Source organism: Mycobacterium sp. SMC-4 (genome assembly GCF_025263265.1).
GTDB lineage: Bacteria > Actinomycetota > Actinomycetes > Mycobacteriales > Mycobacteriaceae > Mycobacterium.
Window position 1 is genome coordinate 1,942,089 of the sequence record NZ_CP079869.1, and the last position, 15,027, is coordinate 1,957,115.

Sequence of the window (15,027 nt, forward strand, 5' to 3'; positions counted from 1 at the left end):
GAGCGGTGGCCGTCACTGCGCCCGGAGTGGCCGGCGCTGTCCTACTGATGCCGGACTGCGATGCCCCGCAAGGTCGTATCGCGAGCCAATACCAGCGCGTTACGCGTGCCGATCTCCTGGAGGATGTTCTCGGGAATCCACTGCTCGCCGATGATGCATCGGGCCAACAGATCTGCCGTGGGACTCTCGACCTGAATCTCACCGGCACGTATGCCCTCGGAGAGAAGAGCTTTCATCTGACGGATCCGGGTCGTGAAGGACCACGCCGGGGTCGACGTGTCGGGGGGTGTCTGGCGCAGCCACGCGAGTTGGATTCTGAACTCGTCGGGGAACTGGTCGAGGGCATTGACGTTCAGCCAGCTCAGCGCGTCCAACTTCTCGACGGTCGTCGAGTCCGAACGGACGATGTCTGCCCACGCGCCACCGACCTTGTGCCCGAACTCGAGCATGATCGACATCAAAAGCTCGTCCTTCGAGCCGATCACCCGATACACCGTGCCGGTACCCAGACCTGCAGCCGCCGCGATGTCACGAATGGTCGTCATCTCGTAGCCGCGTCGGCCGAATTCGGCGCGTGCGACGGCGCGCACATGAGCGGCCTTGAGATCGGTCTCTGCCTCGGTGTGGTCCCAGCTGTCGATGACCTGCTGCGCTGCCGCGAACGCGTTCGACTTGTCGAGGTCGGCATCCGACGGCGGATCGACCGCGAGCCCTTCCAGGGCGATCCGGCTCTTGAGCTTGGCCACCTCGGTGGTCGAGGCTTTGTGGCGAACGACGTCGAGGCCGGCGTGCAACATGCTCTGGCACAGGCGGTCGGCCAGCGTCGGAAGGTCGATATCGGACCGGATGTATCCGCTCCAGCGGCCGGCGCGTAACGCCTGCAACATGGCGGCCTGGATCTTGGTGGGCGGGCGCTTCGCCAACTCCAGAAGCTCAGGGTCGGTGCCGGGGCCCTCGTAGAACGACATCTGCAGCGCTGCGCGATGCTCCACTGCGCAACGCGCGATATCGCACCCGAGTTCGGTGATCTGCTCCGCAGCCGGGCGGGGGTCAGGGCGGTCGATGCGTTCGAGAGCGGTATCGCCGACGAGGTCCAGATCAACGTGGTAGCGCCGGATCAACTCGACGAGGATGGCTTCCTTGGATTCGAAATGATGGTACAGACTGCCGGCGAGAATGCCCGCGGCGTCGGCAATCTGTTGGAGCGAGCTGCGCAGGCCCGTCGTCGCGATGACGGTATCGGCAGTCTTGAGGATCTCGGTGCGTCGGGTGGCGTCGGCTGTGGGCTCGTCGGCGACCGCCGTGAGTTTGGCCGAGCGGGGGCTCTTCTTGTTCGCGGGCCGGCTGCGGGCGCGACTCCGCCTGGCGTCGGCGTCGGCCATCGCTCCTCCTTCACCGAACGTTTCGGCGGGTGTGAACCCACGAAATCGATCCTACCGAGTGCGGTGCGATCGGCGTTCACCTCGGTCATGCGGCCGTGTCGCCGCCAGTGGACGGTCGTAGGAAGGATCCGACGTGTCATGAGCGGCGACCCTCATCGTTGCGGCCATCATCGCGATCACCTCGTCGGTCACCAACGATGTCGACTCGGCGTTCCATTCGACGACGCACACCCGGTCTGTGATCGCCCAGCGGCCATCCCGCCGTTGCAGGCGATCCACGTAGCGACCGCCTGACAGGGTCAGATGATTCTCGGGCTCCCTGTCGGTGCCCACGAACAGGTAGTACGTCTCGGCATGCGCGTCGTCTCCGTCGATATCGGCGGTGTGGTTCAGCAGGTAGTGCTGGTAGCGGGTCTGTGTCGAGTGGTAAGCGAAGGCCCAGTCGATGAAGTCCTCGACGCCACCGACGAAGCCGACATGGTCGTCAACTGCGCCGTCGTGGTAGGCCGACCGCAGTACTTCACGATCTCTGCGGTCCATACCCCGCGCGTACCGCTCGATGCATTCCCGGATCTCCGCGTGTGCCTCGAGTCGGGCAATGCGGTCCAGCAATTCGGCGCCTATGGTCATCGACTCTCCATCCGTGGTCAGTGCTCTGTGGTCGGCGGTTCCGGAAACGAGACATCGGCATTGGCGGGCATCGCGCTGACGCCGAGGCGGTCGCAGACATCGAAGTCGATCACCCGGCGCTCCCGACCAGTTCAGCACCCACCCGCTTGAGATAGTCATCCGGGCTGCCGAGAAACCGGCTGAAGCTCAGCAGCCGCTTCAGGTAGAGCTGCGCATCGTGCTCCCACGTGAAGCCGATTCCGCCGAAGACCTGGATGGCCGTGTCGCCGACACCGACCAGTGCGCCGGAATACGCCTTGACGCGTAACGCAGCGAGGTGGCGCTCCGCCGGATCGGCGCAGTCTGCGGCCCACACCGCGTACTGGACGCCACTGCGGGCCAGTTCCACCGTCTCGTACATGTCGGCGCACAGATGAGCGACAGCCTGGAAGCTGCCGATCGGCGCCCCGAACTGGCGGCGAACCTTCGCGTATTCGACCGTTGTGTGCAAGATCTGACGCGCGGCCCCGACGGCGTCGACGGCCCACGCGACAATCATGTCGTCACGTAGAGATGTGAGTGCCGCGCTGGAGGCGGAGGCGGCCACGATACCTGCAGCACCGTCGAATGCGACGCGAAAAACCTTGCGCGACCTGTCGATTCCCTGAGTCTGCGTGATCCGTACGCCGGACGCGGACGTCTGCACGGCAACCAGCACCGGTCGCACATCACCTATGGGGACGAACAGCGTGTCTGCCGCTGCGGCATCGGGAACCTCGTCCAATTCACCATGCAGCAACCCGGCCCCGTCGAGGGCGACCTCGCTGGGCCCGGGTAACGAGACCGCCGCCCGTGTCGTGCCGTCGGCAAGTCCGGTGAACCACTTCGCTTCGGCGCCGAACCGCATGAGCGCCCGTGGCGCGGCGACGGCACTCGACAGCCACGGTCCCGGGTGCAGGGCCGCACCCAGTTCCTCACCCACGATCGCGGCCTCCACCATCGACATGCCCTCACCGCCGTGTTCGACGGGGACCAACAGGCCGGTCGTCCCCAAATCGGCCAGACCGCGCCACACGTCGTCCGTCGTGCCGACCGCATCGTCGAGCATCGGTCGCACGTGACTGGTGACGCTCGCCTTCGCAGAGAGGAACTCGCGGACGGAGTCGCGCAGCGCGAGCTGCTCGGGGGTCAATTCCAGGTTCATGCTCGGGGCAGTCCCAGCACTCGCTGTGCGGTGATGTTCTTGCTGATCTGGGTGGTTCCGCCGGCGATCGTCAGCGCATGCGAGGTCAACCGGTACGCATCCCACCGGCCCTCGGCCACGCCTGGGCCGAGCGTGTCGAAGGCCAGAGCGGCCAGGTCCTTGCCGATCTGACCCCACACCGACTTGGCGAGGCCGGCAGTCGCGAATGCGTCACCACCGTGCATGCCCGCTGATATCGAGCGCTGGCAGAGGACTTCCAGGTTCTTGATGCGGGTGTCGAGTTCGCCGAGGCGTCGAAGCGTAGAAGCGTCATCGAAGGTGGACGTGGTCGTGGCACGCAGATCGGCGACCAGATCCCGAAGGCGCACCTGCATCTCGGCGTACAGGCGTGCCGCTCCGGCGCGCTCATAGCTCAATGTGGTGGTCGCGACCTGCCAGCCCTTGTTCAGCGGTCCGAGCAGGGCATCGCCTGGAACCCGTACGTCGTTGAAGAACACTTCAGCGAAGTCGGTATCGCCCGACAGCGTCATCAGGGGACGCGCCTCGATCCCGGGCAGCGACATGTCGACGATCAGGCAGGAAATGCCCTTGTGCTTGGGCGCTTCGGGGTCGGTACGCACGTACAACTGACACCAGTCCGCCCGGTGGCCCAGCGACGTCCAGATCTTCTGACCGGATACCACGAAGTCGTCGCCGTCCTGGACGGCCCTGGTACGCAGCGAGGCCAGGTCGGATCCGGCGTCGGGTTCCGACATGCCCTGGCACCAGATGTCGTCGGCGCGCAGCATTCGCGGTAGGAGGGTGGACTTCTGCGCTTCCGTTCCGTACTGCATGACCGCCGGTGCGATGTTGTTGATGCCGATGGTGTTGAGCGGATGGGGGACCCTGGCTCGCGTCGCCTCTTCGGCGTAGACGAGCTGTTCAATAGCGCCGGCGCCGCGTCCGCCGTACGCCTGGGGCCACGACACCGCCGCCCACCCGGCGTCGGCGATCTTTGCATTCCATTCGCGCAGCAACTCGAAGGCCTCTTCATCGTTGCCGCGGTGTGCGCTGGCTTCGACGACGGTGTCGGTGAGATTCGCCGACAACCACTCCCGCAGCTCTTTACGGAACTGCTCAGCGGATTGAGGGTAGGAAAAATCCACGTGCCCGATCGACCTCATCTGAATCGACGATTGATTGACTCAACTTCACGCGGACTCTACGGTGGAACAATTATTAGGTCAATATGTCGAAGGTGGGCAAGGTAGGTGACCTGTGACGGTTGAGGTTGAAGGCGACCCGCTGCAGAGCCTCGGTATGCTGGCGTCCGCACTAGCGGGTCGACCCATGGCCGTGGCCGCCGGTGTCGCCGGCGAACCATCGTGGACCGACGGACAAACGGTGTTCCTCGATCCTTTGGCGCACAGCCAGGCCCATCGCGAGTCCGTTGCCGTGCATGCGTCCCTCATCGCGGCTGACAGCCTGCCGACCGATGTCGTCGATCGGCTTGTACGACACCCCAGAATCGCCCGCCGGTATCTCGCCGTCGAAGGGCACCGCGCTCTGGTCGCCAACGAGCTCCTGCTGCCGGGGGTGTTGACGTCGCTGGCCGATCGAGAGGTGGCGGCACTCAGCGATTCCGCCGAGTCGTCTCTGGCCATAGCGACCGCCAAGGTGGCTCTTGCCGACCCGCCTCCGGGTTTCGGTGTCATTCGTGCCAAGAAGTTGGCGTCGGCGTTGAAGAGGACCGGCGTCGACGAGCCGAAGGGCGGTCACGTTGCCCGCAAAGAGGCCAAGGGTGAATTGGAGGAGCTCGCCGAGGACGCAGTCGACGACACCGACGATCAGGACGTGTTCACCAGCCCCGTCGGCGGGGCCAGTTTCCTCGGCAAAGTGTTCAAGAAGCTGCTGTCGGCGGCCCGCAAGAGCGGAGGCGATGGTGCCGGTCCGCCGGGAGCGGACACCCCGACCCATCGTACGAACTCGACCAGGCGTGGGGCGTACGCGGTGTCCTCGACCGCGTCGACTCCAGCCGAGGATCCTGCCGACGTCGCGGTGGACGGCGTGAGATATCCGGAGTGGGATGCGTCCCGTGGTGCCTACCGACCAGACTGGTGCACGGTGCGTGAAGTGGAGCCGAAGATCAAGCCCTTCGCCACCCAGGCCATCGACAATGCGATCGGCGTGCGCCGGCCGCTTGCGCGCCTCGGTATGGGCTTGCATCGCCGGCATAGGCAGCCGCAGGGAGACGACATCGACATCGATGCGGCGGTGGAGGCGCGTGTCGAGGTGATGGCGGGCTCGGTACCCGACGAGGCGGTCTATATCGACAGCCTGCGTAAGCGGCGCGATCTGTCCGTCCTGCTCCTGTTGGATATCTCAGGTTCGGTGTCCGAGCCGGGCACGCTAGGACGCACCGTGCACCAGCAACAGCGGACTGCAATCGCCAACCTCGCTGTTGCCCTGCACGATCTGGGTGATCGGGTGTCGATTTACGGGTACTACTCGCAGGGCCGTGCGGCGGTGAGTATGGTACCGGTGAAACGCTTCGATGAGCACCTCGAAGCCAGTATCCTCCGGCGACTCAACAGCCTTGAGCCAGGGGCATATTCGCGACTGGGGGCGGCAATCCGGCATGGGTCGTCGGTGTTGGAGCGCCGAGGCGGGACCGCTCGTCGACTACTGGTCGTATTGACGGACGGACTGGCCTACGACCACGGTTATGAGCGTGACTACGGCGCCGCAGATTCGCGTCGAGCAATCAACGAGGCGCGGCGCCGGGGAATCGGGTGCGTCTGCCTGACGGTGGGTGCGGGCACCGACGCGCGATCGCTGAAGAAGGTCTTCGGCAGCGCCGCACACGCCACAGTCGGCCAGCCTGAGCGACTCGTCGGCATCATCGCCCCGTTGTTCCGATCAGCCGTTCGCTCGGCTGAGGTTCGCAGGCGGATCGCCTGAATCGGCACAGCATGAAAAGAATTGTGCAGCAGCGAGTATCGGCCAGTTCAGGAGTCCCGACACCAGTGCCCGCAAAAGCTTGAACCAAATATCTGTTCCCGCTAGGCTCTAGAGGTCGCAACGGTGCGGCCGGCATGGAAGGGCGCTATGGCAAACGACACTCGACTCGCGCACCAGAACGGCACCGCACCGCACGTGGAGGCCCAGCGCCCCTACTACCAGCCGGTGGGCAATGAGCAGGCGGTGTTCAAGGCAGCGTATCGCCAGGGCCTCTCGCTGGTGTTGAAGGGCCCGACGGGCTGCGGCAAGACCCGCTTCGTCGAGGCGATGGCCTATGACCTGGGCCGACAGCTGATCACCGTGTCCTGCCACGACGATCTGACCACGGCGGACCTGGTGGGCCGGTATCTGCTGCGGGGCGACGAAACTGTCTGGGTCGACGGGCCTCTGACTCGCGCGGTTCGCGAGGGTGCAATCTGCTATCTCGATGAGGTGGTGGAGGCTCGGCAGGACACCACTGTCGTATTGCACCCGTTGGGCGATCATCGACGGCAGCTGCCGATCGAGCGACTCGGTGTCACCCTGGACGCAGCCCCGGGGTTTGGTCTGGTCGTGTCCTACAACCCGGGGTATCAGAGTGTCCTCAAGGATCTGAAGGACTCGACCCGGCAGCGCATGGTGGCGATCGAATTCGGCTACCCCGCTCCCGAGGTAGAAGAGGGCATCGTCATCCACGAATCGGGAGTGGACGCGACGGTCGCTGCTGCGCTGGTGAAGTTCGGCCAGGCCATACGTCGCCTGGAGACCGGAGGATTGCGGGAGGTGGCGTCCACCCGTGTGCTGATCGCGGCCGGACAATTGATCTCCGAGGGGCTGCCGATCAGTGATGCGGCCAGAGCGGCGATCGCGGGACCGCTGACCGACGACCCCACCGTGGGTCGCGGCCTCAACGAAATGATCGACGTGTACCTGGGTGCGGGTGCACGCGATCTCCGGTGATTGACGTTGCGCCTCAGCGGACGTTAGTGTCTGAACAAATATTAGGTCAAGCTTCACAATGGAGGTGGCGGTGTCGTACGAGAGCAAAACCGACCCGATCAAAGTCGGTTACCTGATGGACTTCACGCTGGCTGCGGATTTCCCGAAGGAGCTGTTGGACTCGTTCGTGCAATCGTTGGACCTTGTGTTCGAAGATGCTTTGGAGAAGGGCATTCTTGACCGCCCCGTAGAGGTGATCTACAAGGAGGTCGAAGGTCTCCCTAAGGGGACGGTCAAGGCGGTGATCGACGCGTACGCCGAACTGGTCGACGAAGGGTGCCTGGTTGTTTTCGGCCCCAACATCACCGACAACGTCGTCCCGACGCGCGAGGCGATCGAGGAGCGCTTCAAAGTGCCGGCGCTCAGTGTGACCGGCACCGACGACTGGCTGGGGGAGTGGACGTTCTCGTTCCCACAGGGGTCGATGACCGATGAGCCCATCTTCATCGCCGACCTCATCGCCAAGCGGGGATTGACCACTGTCGGCGTCTTGGTCGAGCAGAATCTGATCGGTGAGAGCTACCTCGGCAACATGCGGAAGGCATGTTTGCGCAAGGGAATTCGGATCGTGGCGGAGGCGCCGATCGCCCAGACAGCGCAGGACATCAGTTCCGCCGTGTCCACGCTGCACGCCGCCGGCGCGGAAGCGATCGTCCACTTCGGCTTCGGCTTCGGCGTCGTCTTCATCAACCCGGCTCTCGAAGCTCTCGACTGGGATCCGCCGCGCTTCACCACCACCGCGTTCCAGAACGCGTGGATCAACCCCGTGATGTGGAAGGCGTTCATGGGGTGGATCGGCGTGGACCAGTACGACGAGGAGAACAAGCTGGGTCAGGAATTCCTGGACCGCTACGAGGCCAAGTACGGGAACCGTCCCGAGTACTGCGTTTCGGTGGTCAACCATGACATCGCGTGGACGCTGGTACGAGCCTTCGCCGATGCGCACCCGCTGAGCCCCCGCGGGGTCAAAGAGGCGATCGAGCGGGTCAAGATGATGCCCGCGGCAGCCGGAGCTCCGGGGACACGAGTGTCCTTCGGCAAGTGGACCCGCCGGGCGTGGATGGGTGCGGGATACCTCGTCGCCCGGACCTTGGATGCTGACGGTGTCAATTCACATCTAGTCGACCGATTCGGTCAGGAGTGAACCCATGAGTACCGAAGAATCCAGCCCCCTGCTCGTCGACCCCGAGAAGCGACCGCCCACTCGACGCAAACGCGGCGGATCGTTGGGCTCGTGGTTGGCCGGCATCGGCCTGCTTGCGTTCATCGGGTTGTTCCTCGCGGTGTCGCGCACCGAACTCGATCCGCGCGTGGCCAATCCGGAAACGGTCGGCAGGCCGCGTCCGGTCAATTACCTCTTCGACTTCGACGGCTGGATGTGGTTCATCCAGATCGGCACGGCGCTCATGCTCGTGGCTCTCGTCGTCGTTTTCATCGTTGGCTGGAGGCGCAATCCAGGCAGTCCGTTGATGCTGATGTTCCTGTGCACGACGCTGATCGTGTGGCAGGACCCCATCATGAACTGGGCGCCCTACGCGGTGTATAACCCGGATCTCCTGCACTGGCCGGAATCCTGGTACCTGATCATGATGTCGCCGACTGTGGAGCCGTTCATCGTGTTCGGCTACGTGATCTTCTATTTCGGCCCGTATTTCCCCGCGGTGTGGATCATGCGTAGGTGGCAGGCCAAGAAAGGCCCAGAGGCGTTCGTCAGCAGACATCCGCTGATCACCCTTGGTCTGCTCGTGCTCGTCATCGGGTTCTGGTTCGACGCGGCGCTCGAGGTCGGATCCATACGCACGGGCCTTTACATTTACTCTCAGGTCATCCCGTTCGGCTCGATCTTTGTCGGGACCCCCTTCCAGTTCCCGTTGATATGGGAGTCCTTCGCGGTGACGTTCGTGATGATCCCGGCTGCGATTCTGGTCTACCGCGATGACACCGGGAAGTCAGTGGCTGAGAAGCTGGCCGCAAAGGCGAAGCTGTTTCCGACCAAACCCGTACTGGGCACCTTCCTGGTGATGTTCGCCATCATCAACGCGTCCTATTTTGCCTACGGGGCGTGGTTCTGGGGGATCAAGGCAAGCGGTCTGGCGACGTCGGTGGCGTGCCCGTGGCCGTATCCGGAGGCGAAGGTCTACGACCCCCAGGGCTTCTACCGGGCCAACGGCGCCGAGGGGCCGTACTCGGTGGGCAAATGGGCCACCTGGCAACAGGGCCCGTTCGCCGATACCGATGTCGAACTGGGTTCGAAGAGCAACCGTTGCGCCACAGAGGGGTCCAATGACTGAGCCACAGAGTGTTTCGACGGTCGGGCCGCGCAGCGTGGTTATCACCGGCGCCTCGCGTGGGCTTGGATTCGCCTCGGCGGTGCGACTCTACCGTGAGGGCTGGCAGGTGTTTGCCACCATGCGCACACCCGAACGCGGTATGCCGCTTCTACGCGAGGCCACCGGAGCCGCAGACGACGACGAGCGCCTCATCGGAATTCAGCTCGATCTGATGGACGCCGAGTCGATCTCGGCGGCGGCCAAGGAGATCGAGGAGCGTGCCGGCGCGCCATACGCCATCGTGCACAACGCCGGGATCTCGGCGGCGGGCATGGTTGAAGAAACCGATACGACGCTGTGGCAGAACATGTTCACCACCCATGTGGTCGCACCGGTGGCCTTGACGAAAGCTCTGCTGCCGTCAATGCGAGCAGCCGGGCAGGGACGCATCGTGCTCGTCAGCAGCGCGGCCGGAGTCCGTGGTCAGCCTGCGACCGGACCGTACTCGGCGAGTAAGGGTGCGATGGAGCGGTGGGGTGAGTCGCTGGCGTTCGAGTTGGCTCCGTTCGGTATCGGGGTGACGGTGCTGGTCACCGGCACCTACGACACCGAGATCATCACCGACGCGGGCTCCACCGACGTACGGGACTTCTCGGGCCCGTACGCCCGGCTGCACCAGACCATGGACAGCCGTGGCCGGTACGCGATCAAGTTCGCCCGGTCCCCCCAGCTCTTCACCGATGGGCTCGTGAAGGCCCTCGATGACCAAGGTGCCTTCCGGCGGCACGGACTCGGTCCGGACGCGTCGATGCTGCTCGTATCCAACAGGGTTCTGCCCGCCTCGGGCATGCATCACATGTCGCGCATCGTGTTGGGTATTCCCCGCTTCGGCTCGATGCGCGACGGCGCATGGCCACTGACGACGGCGCAGCGCGCGATGGTGTCGGCAGCCAAGGTGATCCCGCAGCCGGTCCTGACGAAGCTGGTGTCGCTGGCGTCACGGCTCTCGCCGGCACGATCCGCGGCCGACGAGAGTGAGAACCGATGACCGAGGCCACCACGGTGCGGTTCGAGTCGAAGATGATGATCGACGGCGAGCTCGTCGACGGTCAGTCGGGAACGTTCACCAACATCAATCCCGCCACCGAAGAGGTGATCGGCGAGGTCGCCGATGCGTCGCCAGCCGACATGAACCGTGCGATCGACGCAGCCCGCCGATCGTTCGACGAGACCGACTGGTCGACGAACCGCGAGCTGCGCAAGCGCTGCCTGCTGCAATTGCATGAGGCCATCGAAAATGAGCTCGAAGAACTGCGTGAAGAACTGATCCTCGAGGTCGGCGCACCGCGGGCGGTCACGCACGGGCCTCAGCTGGACGCGCCGTTCGAGGACGGGCTCAAGTACCCAGCCCGGCTGATCGATTCGTTCGAATGGGAAACCGATCTCGGCGATGCCGTGGTCACGGTGACCGGGGTCAATTCCACCCGGAAGGTGTGGCGCGAGCCGGTAGGAGTGGTCGGGGCGATCGTGCCGTGGAACTTTCCGTTCGAGGTGACGATCAACAAGCTCGGACAGGCGCTCGCCACCGGTAACACCGTGGTCCTCAAGCCCGCACCGGACACGCCCTTCAACGCCACCCGGTTGGGCCGGCTGATCGCCGAGAAGACCGACATCCCTGCCGGTGTCGTCAATGTGGTGACGGCGTCGGACCACCTCGTCGGCGAGGAGCTCACGCTGTCGCCCAAGGTCGACATGATCTCGTTCACCGGCTCGACCGCAGTAGGTAAGCGCATCATGGAGAAGGGTGCGGCCACCATGAAGCGGTTGTTCCTGGAACTCGGGGGGAAGTCCGCGACGATCGTTCTCGACGACGCCGACTTCTCCACGGCATGTCTCATCGGTATCGGCCCGCTGATGCACGCAGGTCAGGGCTGCGCCACGCCGACTCGAATGCTGCTTCCGCGCAGCCGTTATGACGAGGGTGTCGCAGTCCTGAAGGTGCTGTACGAGAACATCAAGGCGGCCGATCCCCAAGACCCGGCCACCATCTGCGGACCGATCGTGTCGGGCAAGCAGCAGCAGCGCATCCTCGGGTACATCCGCAAGGGCGTCGACGAAGGCGCGACCCTGCTCGTCGGCAGCACCGAACCGCCTCCGGAGTTCGACCGTGGATTCTGGGTCGGTCCCACGCTGTTCACTGATGTGGACAACTCGATGACCATCGCGCAGGAGGAGATCTTCGGTCCGGTGCTGGCCGTCATCCCTTATGACGACGAGGACGACGCAGTGCGCATCGCCAACGACAGTGTCTATGGACTCGCCGGAATGGTGATGTCGGGCTCGAACGAACGGGCACTGGCCGTGGCGCGCCGCCTGCGCGCCGGATTCATCGGGTTGAACGGCACTGCGGGTTACAGCGCGGATGTGCCTTTCGGCGGCTACAAGAACAGCGGTGTCGGACGCCAGAACGGACTGGCCGGTTTCCACCAGTACACCGAGATCAAATCCGTGGCCTACCCGGCCATCTGATAGGAGCACCATGTCGGAGCTTTTCGAGGAACTCGAGGATTTCGCGTCGTTCGACGATGTCGTCTCGGGAGATGTCCGCGATCCCTACCCCGAGCTGGCCAGGCAGCGTCACGACACACCGATCCAGCGGATCGACATGTCGACCATGCCCGGCGAGGAGGGCAAGCCTGTCTTCATCGTCTACCGTCACGAAGACATTCAGACGATGCTGAAGGACCACGAGACCTTCTCATCTCAGGCCGTCACCCAGATCTTCGGTGACGTGCTGGGCCACGGCGTCATGCTGGGCATGGACGAGCCTGTCCACGGCCGCCTGCGCTCCCTGGTGACCAAGGCGTTTACCCAGAAGGCCCTCGTCCGTTGGGAAGACGAGATCGTCGGCCGAATCGGGAACGAGTTGATCGACGGGTTCGCCGCCGATGGTTCAACGGATCTGGTCAAGACGTTCACCTTCCCGTATCCCAGTCGCATCATTGCCGCGCTGCTCGGACTTCCAGAGGAGGATTTCCCGCAATTCCAGCGCTGGTCGGTCTCGATGCTGAGCTACACGATCAATCCCGAGCGCGGTTTGGCGGCGTCGAAAGCGCTCGTCGACTACTTCACCCCCATCCTCGAAGCGCGCCGTGTTGAGCCCCGCGAGGACCTGATCAGCAGTCTCGCCGCCGCCGAGATCGACGGCCAGAAGCTCGCCGACGAGGACATCTACTCCTTTATCCGGCTTCTCCTCCCGGCCGGCGTCGAAACCACGTACCGCTCCCTCGGCAACCTGCTGTTCGCGTTGCTCACCCATCGCGACCAGTTCGAGGCCGTTCGCGCCGACCGCTCGTTGCTCCCGCAGGCCATCGAGGAAGCTGTGCGCTGGGATGCGCCGCTGCTCAACATCACCCGTGTCGCCACCCGTGACACTGAACTGGCCGGGGTGCCCATTCCCCAGGGGTCGTCGGTCATGCCGATGCTCGGTGCGGCCAACCGGCAGGAAGACCGGTACGCCAACCCCGACAACTTCGATATCTTCCGGCAGGCGAAGGTGCCGATCAGCTGGGGGCACGGCGTGCACGTGTGTCTGGGCATGCACCTCGCGCGCCTCGAGATGCGAACCGCCTTCAACTTGCTGGTCGACCGGCTGCCCGATCTGCGCCTCGACCCCGATGCCGACGATCCGCACATCCGTGGCATGGTCTTCCGCTCACCGACGTCACTGCCGGTCCTGTTTGATCCGGCCTGAGCGCCGCCGACCACCACCCGTGTTCATTGAGAGGAATGACGAGAAGCACATGACAGACACCGACTTCGACACGGCTGATTTCTTCACTGATGAATCGCTGGTCCCGAATCCGTACCCGTACTTCGATCACCTCCGCTCGAAGTGCCCGGTGACCGAGGCGACCCCGTTCAAGGTGATGGCAGTCACCGGCTACGAAGAGGCTGTCTCGGTCTACAAGAACCCGGCGTTCTCGTCCTGCAACTCACTGGCGGGTCCGTTCTCGGGCCTGCCTTTCGGACCGGGCGATGCCGACGACGTCACGGATCTCATCGAGGAGCATCGCCACATCGCCCCGATGGCCGAGCACATCTCGAACCAGGACCCGCCATTGCACGCTCGGACGAGAAGCCTGATGAACAAGCTGATCACCCCGAAGCGCCTCAAAGAGAACGAAGAGTTCATGTGGCGACTGGCCGACGAACAGCTCGACACGTTCATCGAACGAGGCAGCTGCGAGTTCCTCGCCGACTACGCGAAGCCTTTCTCGCTGCTGGTCATCGCCGACCTGCTCGGGGTCCCGCAGGAGGATCACCAGGAGTTCCAGGTGCATTTCGGGACCCAGATCGCCGGTGAGCTCGGTGAGGGGACCACCGAGCTCAACCCTCTGGAGTGGCTGAACGAGAAGTTCTACGCCTACATCGAAGATCGCAGACGCTCGCCGCGCCAGGATGTGCTGACCGAACTGGCCGAAGCCAAGTACGACGACGGGTCGACGCCCGAGATCGAGGACGTCATGAACCTGTCGACGTTCCTTTTCGCCGCAGGCACCGAGACCACGACCAAGCTCACCAGCGCGGCGGTTCGTGTGCTGGGTGAGGATCCGCAACTGCAGGCGACGATACGCGCGGACCGCAGCAGAATACCCGCGTTCCTAGAAGAGACCTTACGCATGGAAAGCCCTGTGAAAGCCCACTTCCGAATGGCACGCACGACCACGAAGATCGGCGACGTGGAAGTGCCTGCGGGAACCACGGTGATGTTGCTCCCCGGCGCCTGCAATCGCGACGCGAGGAAGTTCGAGTCGCCGGACACCTTCAATCCCGGACGGCCCAACGTTCGCGAGCAGATCGCCTTCGTCCGCGGCCCCCACTCGTGCCCCGGTGCTCCGCTCGCAAGAGCCGAAGGCCGGATCACGATGATGCGAGTGCTCGACCGCATGGCGGATATCGCAATCTCCGAGGAGCATCACGGGCCGGCCGGCCAACGCCGCTACGACTACGACCCGACGTTCATCCTGCGAGGTCTACGCGAACTTCATGTGACGTTCACACCTGTCGGTTGACGCTCGTCGCCACAAACAACTCCGAATGCGTCTTCAAACTGGAGGTTCCGTGTCTGATCAGAAAGCGACGTCCGATCCGGTGGCGGTGGTCCGCGAATTCTGCGCGCTGATGGAGCGTCGCGATCCTGAAGCGCTGCGTCCACTTCTCGCCGAGAACGCCGTGTACCAGAATGTCGGCATGCCGGCGTTCACGGGCATCGACGCGATCGTGGAGAACATGGGTGCGCAGTTCTCGATGTTCCCAGACGCCTATGCATTCGAGATCGTCAACATCGCCAACGACGGTCCAGTTGTCCTGACCGAACGCCTCGACTACATCCAGGCCTCCGACGGATCCAAGCCTGCAATTCCAGTGATGGGGACCTTCGTCGTTGGAGCTGACGGCAGGATCACCCGTTGGACTGATTACTTCGATGTCACGCTGACGATCAAAGTTCTTCAAGGAGAGGACATCAGCACCCTAGTTCCCGCCCCGCCGCCCAGTTGATCGGCCAGTGACAGGCATCGGG

13 protein-coding genes are annotated in these 15,027 nt (G+C 64.0%); 9 read left to right on the plus strand and 4 right to left on the minus strand.

Annotated elements, in window-relative coordinates; translation table 11 throughout:
- Window positions 1–41 precede the first annotated feature (41 nt).
- The 4 genes from KXD98_RS09385 to KXD98_RS09400 form a co-directional block, all read right to left on the minus strand.
- On the minus strand, window positions 42–1,382 hold the full coding sequence (locus KXD98_RS09385) for a TetR/AcrR family transcriptional regulator (RefSeq protein WP_260763565.1): 1,341 nt from the start codon (window positions 1,380–1,382) through the stop codon (window positions 42–44).
- Window positions 1,383–1,433: 51 nt separating this feature from the next.
- The gene (locus KXD98_RS09390) at window positions 1,434–2,012 is read right to left on the minus strand and encodes a nuclear transport factor 2 family protein (protein WP_260763568.1); all 579 of its coding nucleotides are present in this window, start codon (window positions 2,010–2,012) and stop codon (window positions 1,434–1,436) included.
- Between the two features lie 109 nt (window positions 2,013–2,121).
- The gene (locus KXD98_RS09395; protein WP_260763570.1) at window positions 2,122–3,195 is read right to left on the minus strand and encodes an acyl-CoA dehydrogenase family protein; all 1,074 of its coding nucleotides are present in this window, start codon (window positions 3,193–3,195) and stop codon (window positions 2,122–2,124) included.
- Window positions 3,192–4,358, minus strand: coding sequence for an acyl-CoA dehydrogenase family protein (locus KXD98_RS09400; protein WP_260763571.1), 1,167 nt, complete (start codon window positions 4,356–4,358; stop codon window positions 3,192–3,194). The genes KXD98_RS09395 and KXD98_RS09400 overlap by 4 nt, the downstream gene beginning before the upstream one ends.
- 136 nt (window positions 4,359–4,494) lie before the next feature.
- Between KXD98_RS09400 and KXD98_RS09405 the strand changes: the two genes are divergently transcribed.
- The 9 genes from KXD98_RS09405 (at window position 4,495) to KXD98_RS09445 (ending at window position 15,005) form a co-directional block, all read left to right on the plus strand.
- Complete coding sequence (locus KXD98_RS09405; RefSeq protein ID WP_260765097.1) at window positions 4,495–6,135, plus strand: nitric oxide reductase activation protein NorD; 1,641 nt, start codon at window positions 4,495–4,497, stop codon at window positions 6,133–6,135.
- Window positions 6,136–6,282: 147 nt separating this feature from the next.
- Window positions 6,283–7,134 carry a CbbQ/NirQ/NorQ/GpvN family protein gene (locus KXD98_RS09410; RefSeq protein ID WP_260763574.1) on the plus strand — a complete coding sequence of 284 codons (852 nt, stop codon included), beginning with the start codon at window positions 6,283–6,285 and terminating at the stop codon, window positions 7,132–7,134.
- A 70-nt stretch (window positions 7,135–7,204) separates the two neighbouring features.
- A complete protein-coding gene (locus tag KXD98_RS09415; protein ID WP_260763576.1) occupies window positions 7,205–8,317 on the plus strand; it encodes an ABC transporter substrate-binding protein in 1,113 nt (370 codons plus the stop codon).
- Between the two features lie 4 nt (window positions 8,318–8,321).
- A complete protein-coding gene (locus tag KXD98_RS09420; RefSeq protein ID WP_260763578.1) occupies window positions 8,322–9,464 on the plus strand; it encodes a spirocyclase AveC family protein in 1,143 nt (380 codons plus the stop codon).
- On the plus strand, window positions 9,457–10,491 hold the full coding sequence (locus KXD98_RS09425; RefSeq protein WP_260763580.1) for an SDR family oxidoreductase: 1,035 nt from the start codon (window positions 9,457–9,459) through the stop codon (window positions 10,489–10,491). Before KXD98_RS09420 ends, KXD98_RS09425 begins: the two co-directional genes overlap by 8 nt.
- Complete coding sequence (locus tag KXD98_RS09430) at window positions 10,488–11,972, plus strand: aldehyde dehydrogenase family protein (protein WP_260763582.1); 1,485 nt, start codon at window positions 10,488–10,490, stop codon at window positions 11,970–11,972. The genes KXD98_RS09425 and KXD98_RS09430 overlap by 4 nt, the downstream gene beginning before the upstream one ends.
- A gap of 10 nt (window positions 11,973–11,982) precedes the next feature.
- Window positions 11,983–13,197, plus strand: a complete 1,215-nt coding sequence (locus KXD98_RS09435) for a cytochrome P450 (RefSeq protein ID WP_260765098.1) — start codon at window positions 11,983–11,985, stop codon at window positions 13,195–13,197.
- 49 nt (window positions 13,198–13,246) lie between these two features.
- A complete protein-coding gene (locus KXD98_RS09440; RefSeq protein ID WP_260763584.1) occupies window positions 13,247–14,518 on the plus strand; it encodes a cytochrome P450 in 1,272 nt (423 codons plus the stop codon).
- A 49-nt stretch (window positions 14,519–14,567) separates the two neighbouring features.
- Window positions 14,568–15,005 (plus strand): limonene-1,2-epoxide hydrolase family protein, encoded by a 438-nt coding sequence (locus KXD98_RS09445; protein WP_260763586.1) that lies wholly within the window; start codon window positions 14,568–14,570, stop codon window positions 15,003–15,005.
- Window positions 15,006–15,027: the final 22 nt, after the last annotated feature.

Bases quoted from the DNA above. Each gene is read 5' to 3' on its own strand.
- KXD98_RS09385 (WP_260763565.1), bottom strand. From the start codon at position 1,382: ATGGCCGACGCCGACGCCAGGCGGAGTCGCGCCCGCAGCCGGCCCGCG.
- KXD98_RS09390 (WP_260763568.1), bottom strand. From the start codon at position 2,012: ATGACCATAGGCGCCGAATTGCTGGACCGCATTGCCCGACTCGAGGCA.
- KXD98_RS09395 (WP_260763570.1), bottom strand. From the start codon at position 3,195: ATGAACCTGGAATTGACCCCCGAGCAGCTCGCGCTGCGCGACTCCGTC.
- KXD98_RS09400 (WP_260763571.1), bottom strand. From the start codon at position 4,358: ATGAGGTCGATCGGGCACGTGGATTTTTCCTACCCTCAATCCGCTGAG.
- KXD98_RS09405 (WP_260765097.1), top strand. From the start codon at position 4,495: ATGCTGGCGTCCGCACTAGCGGGTCGACCCATGGCCGTGGCCGCCGGT.
- KXD98_RS09410 (WP_260763574.1), top strand. From the start codon at position 6,283: ATGGCAAACGACACTCGACTCGCGCACCAGAACGGCACCGCACCGCAC.
- KXD98_RS09420 (WP_260763578.1), top strand. From the start codon at position 8,322: ATGAGTACCGAAGAATCCAGCCCCCTGCTCGTCGACCCCGAGAAGCGA.
- KXD98_RS09425 (WP_260763580.1), top strand. From the start codon at position 9,457: ATGACTGAGCCACAGAGTGTTTCGACGGTCGGGCCGCGCAGCGTGGTT.
- KXD98_RS09430 (WP_260763582.1), top strand. From the start codon at position 10,488: ATGACCGAGGCCACCACGGTGCGGTTCGAGTCGAAGATGATGATCGAC.
- KXD98_RS09435 (WP_260765098.1), top strand. From the start codon at position 11,983: ATGTCGGAGCTTTTCGAGGAACTCGAGGATTTCGCGTCGTTCGACGAT.
- KXD98_RS09440 (WP_260763584.1), top strand. From the start codon at position 13,247: ATGACAGACACCGACTTCGACACGGCTGATTTCTTCACTGATGAATCG.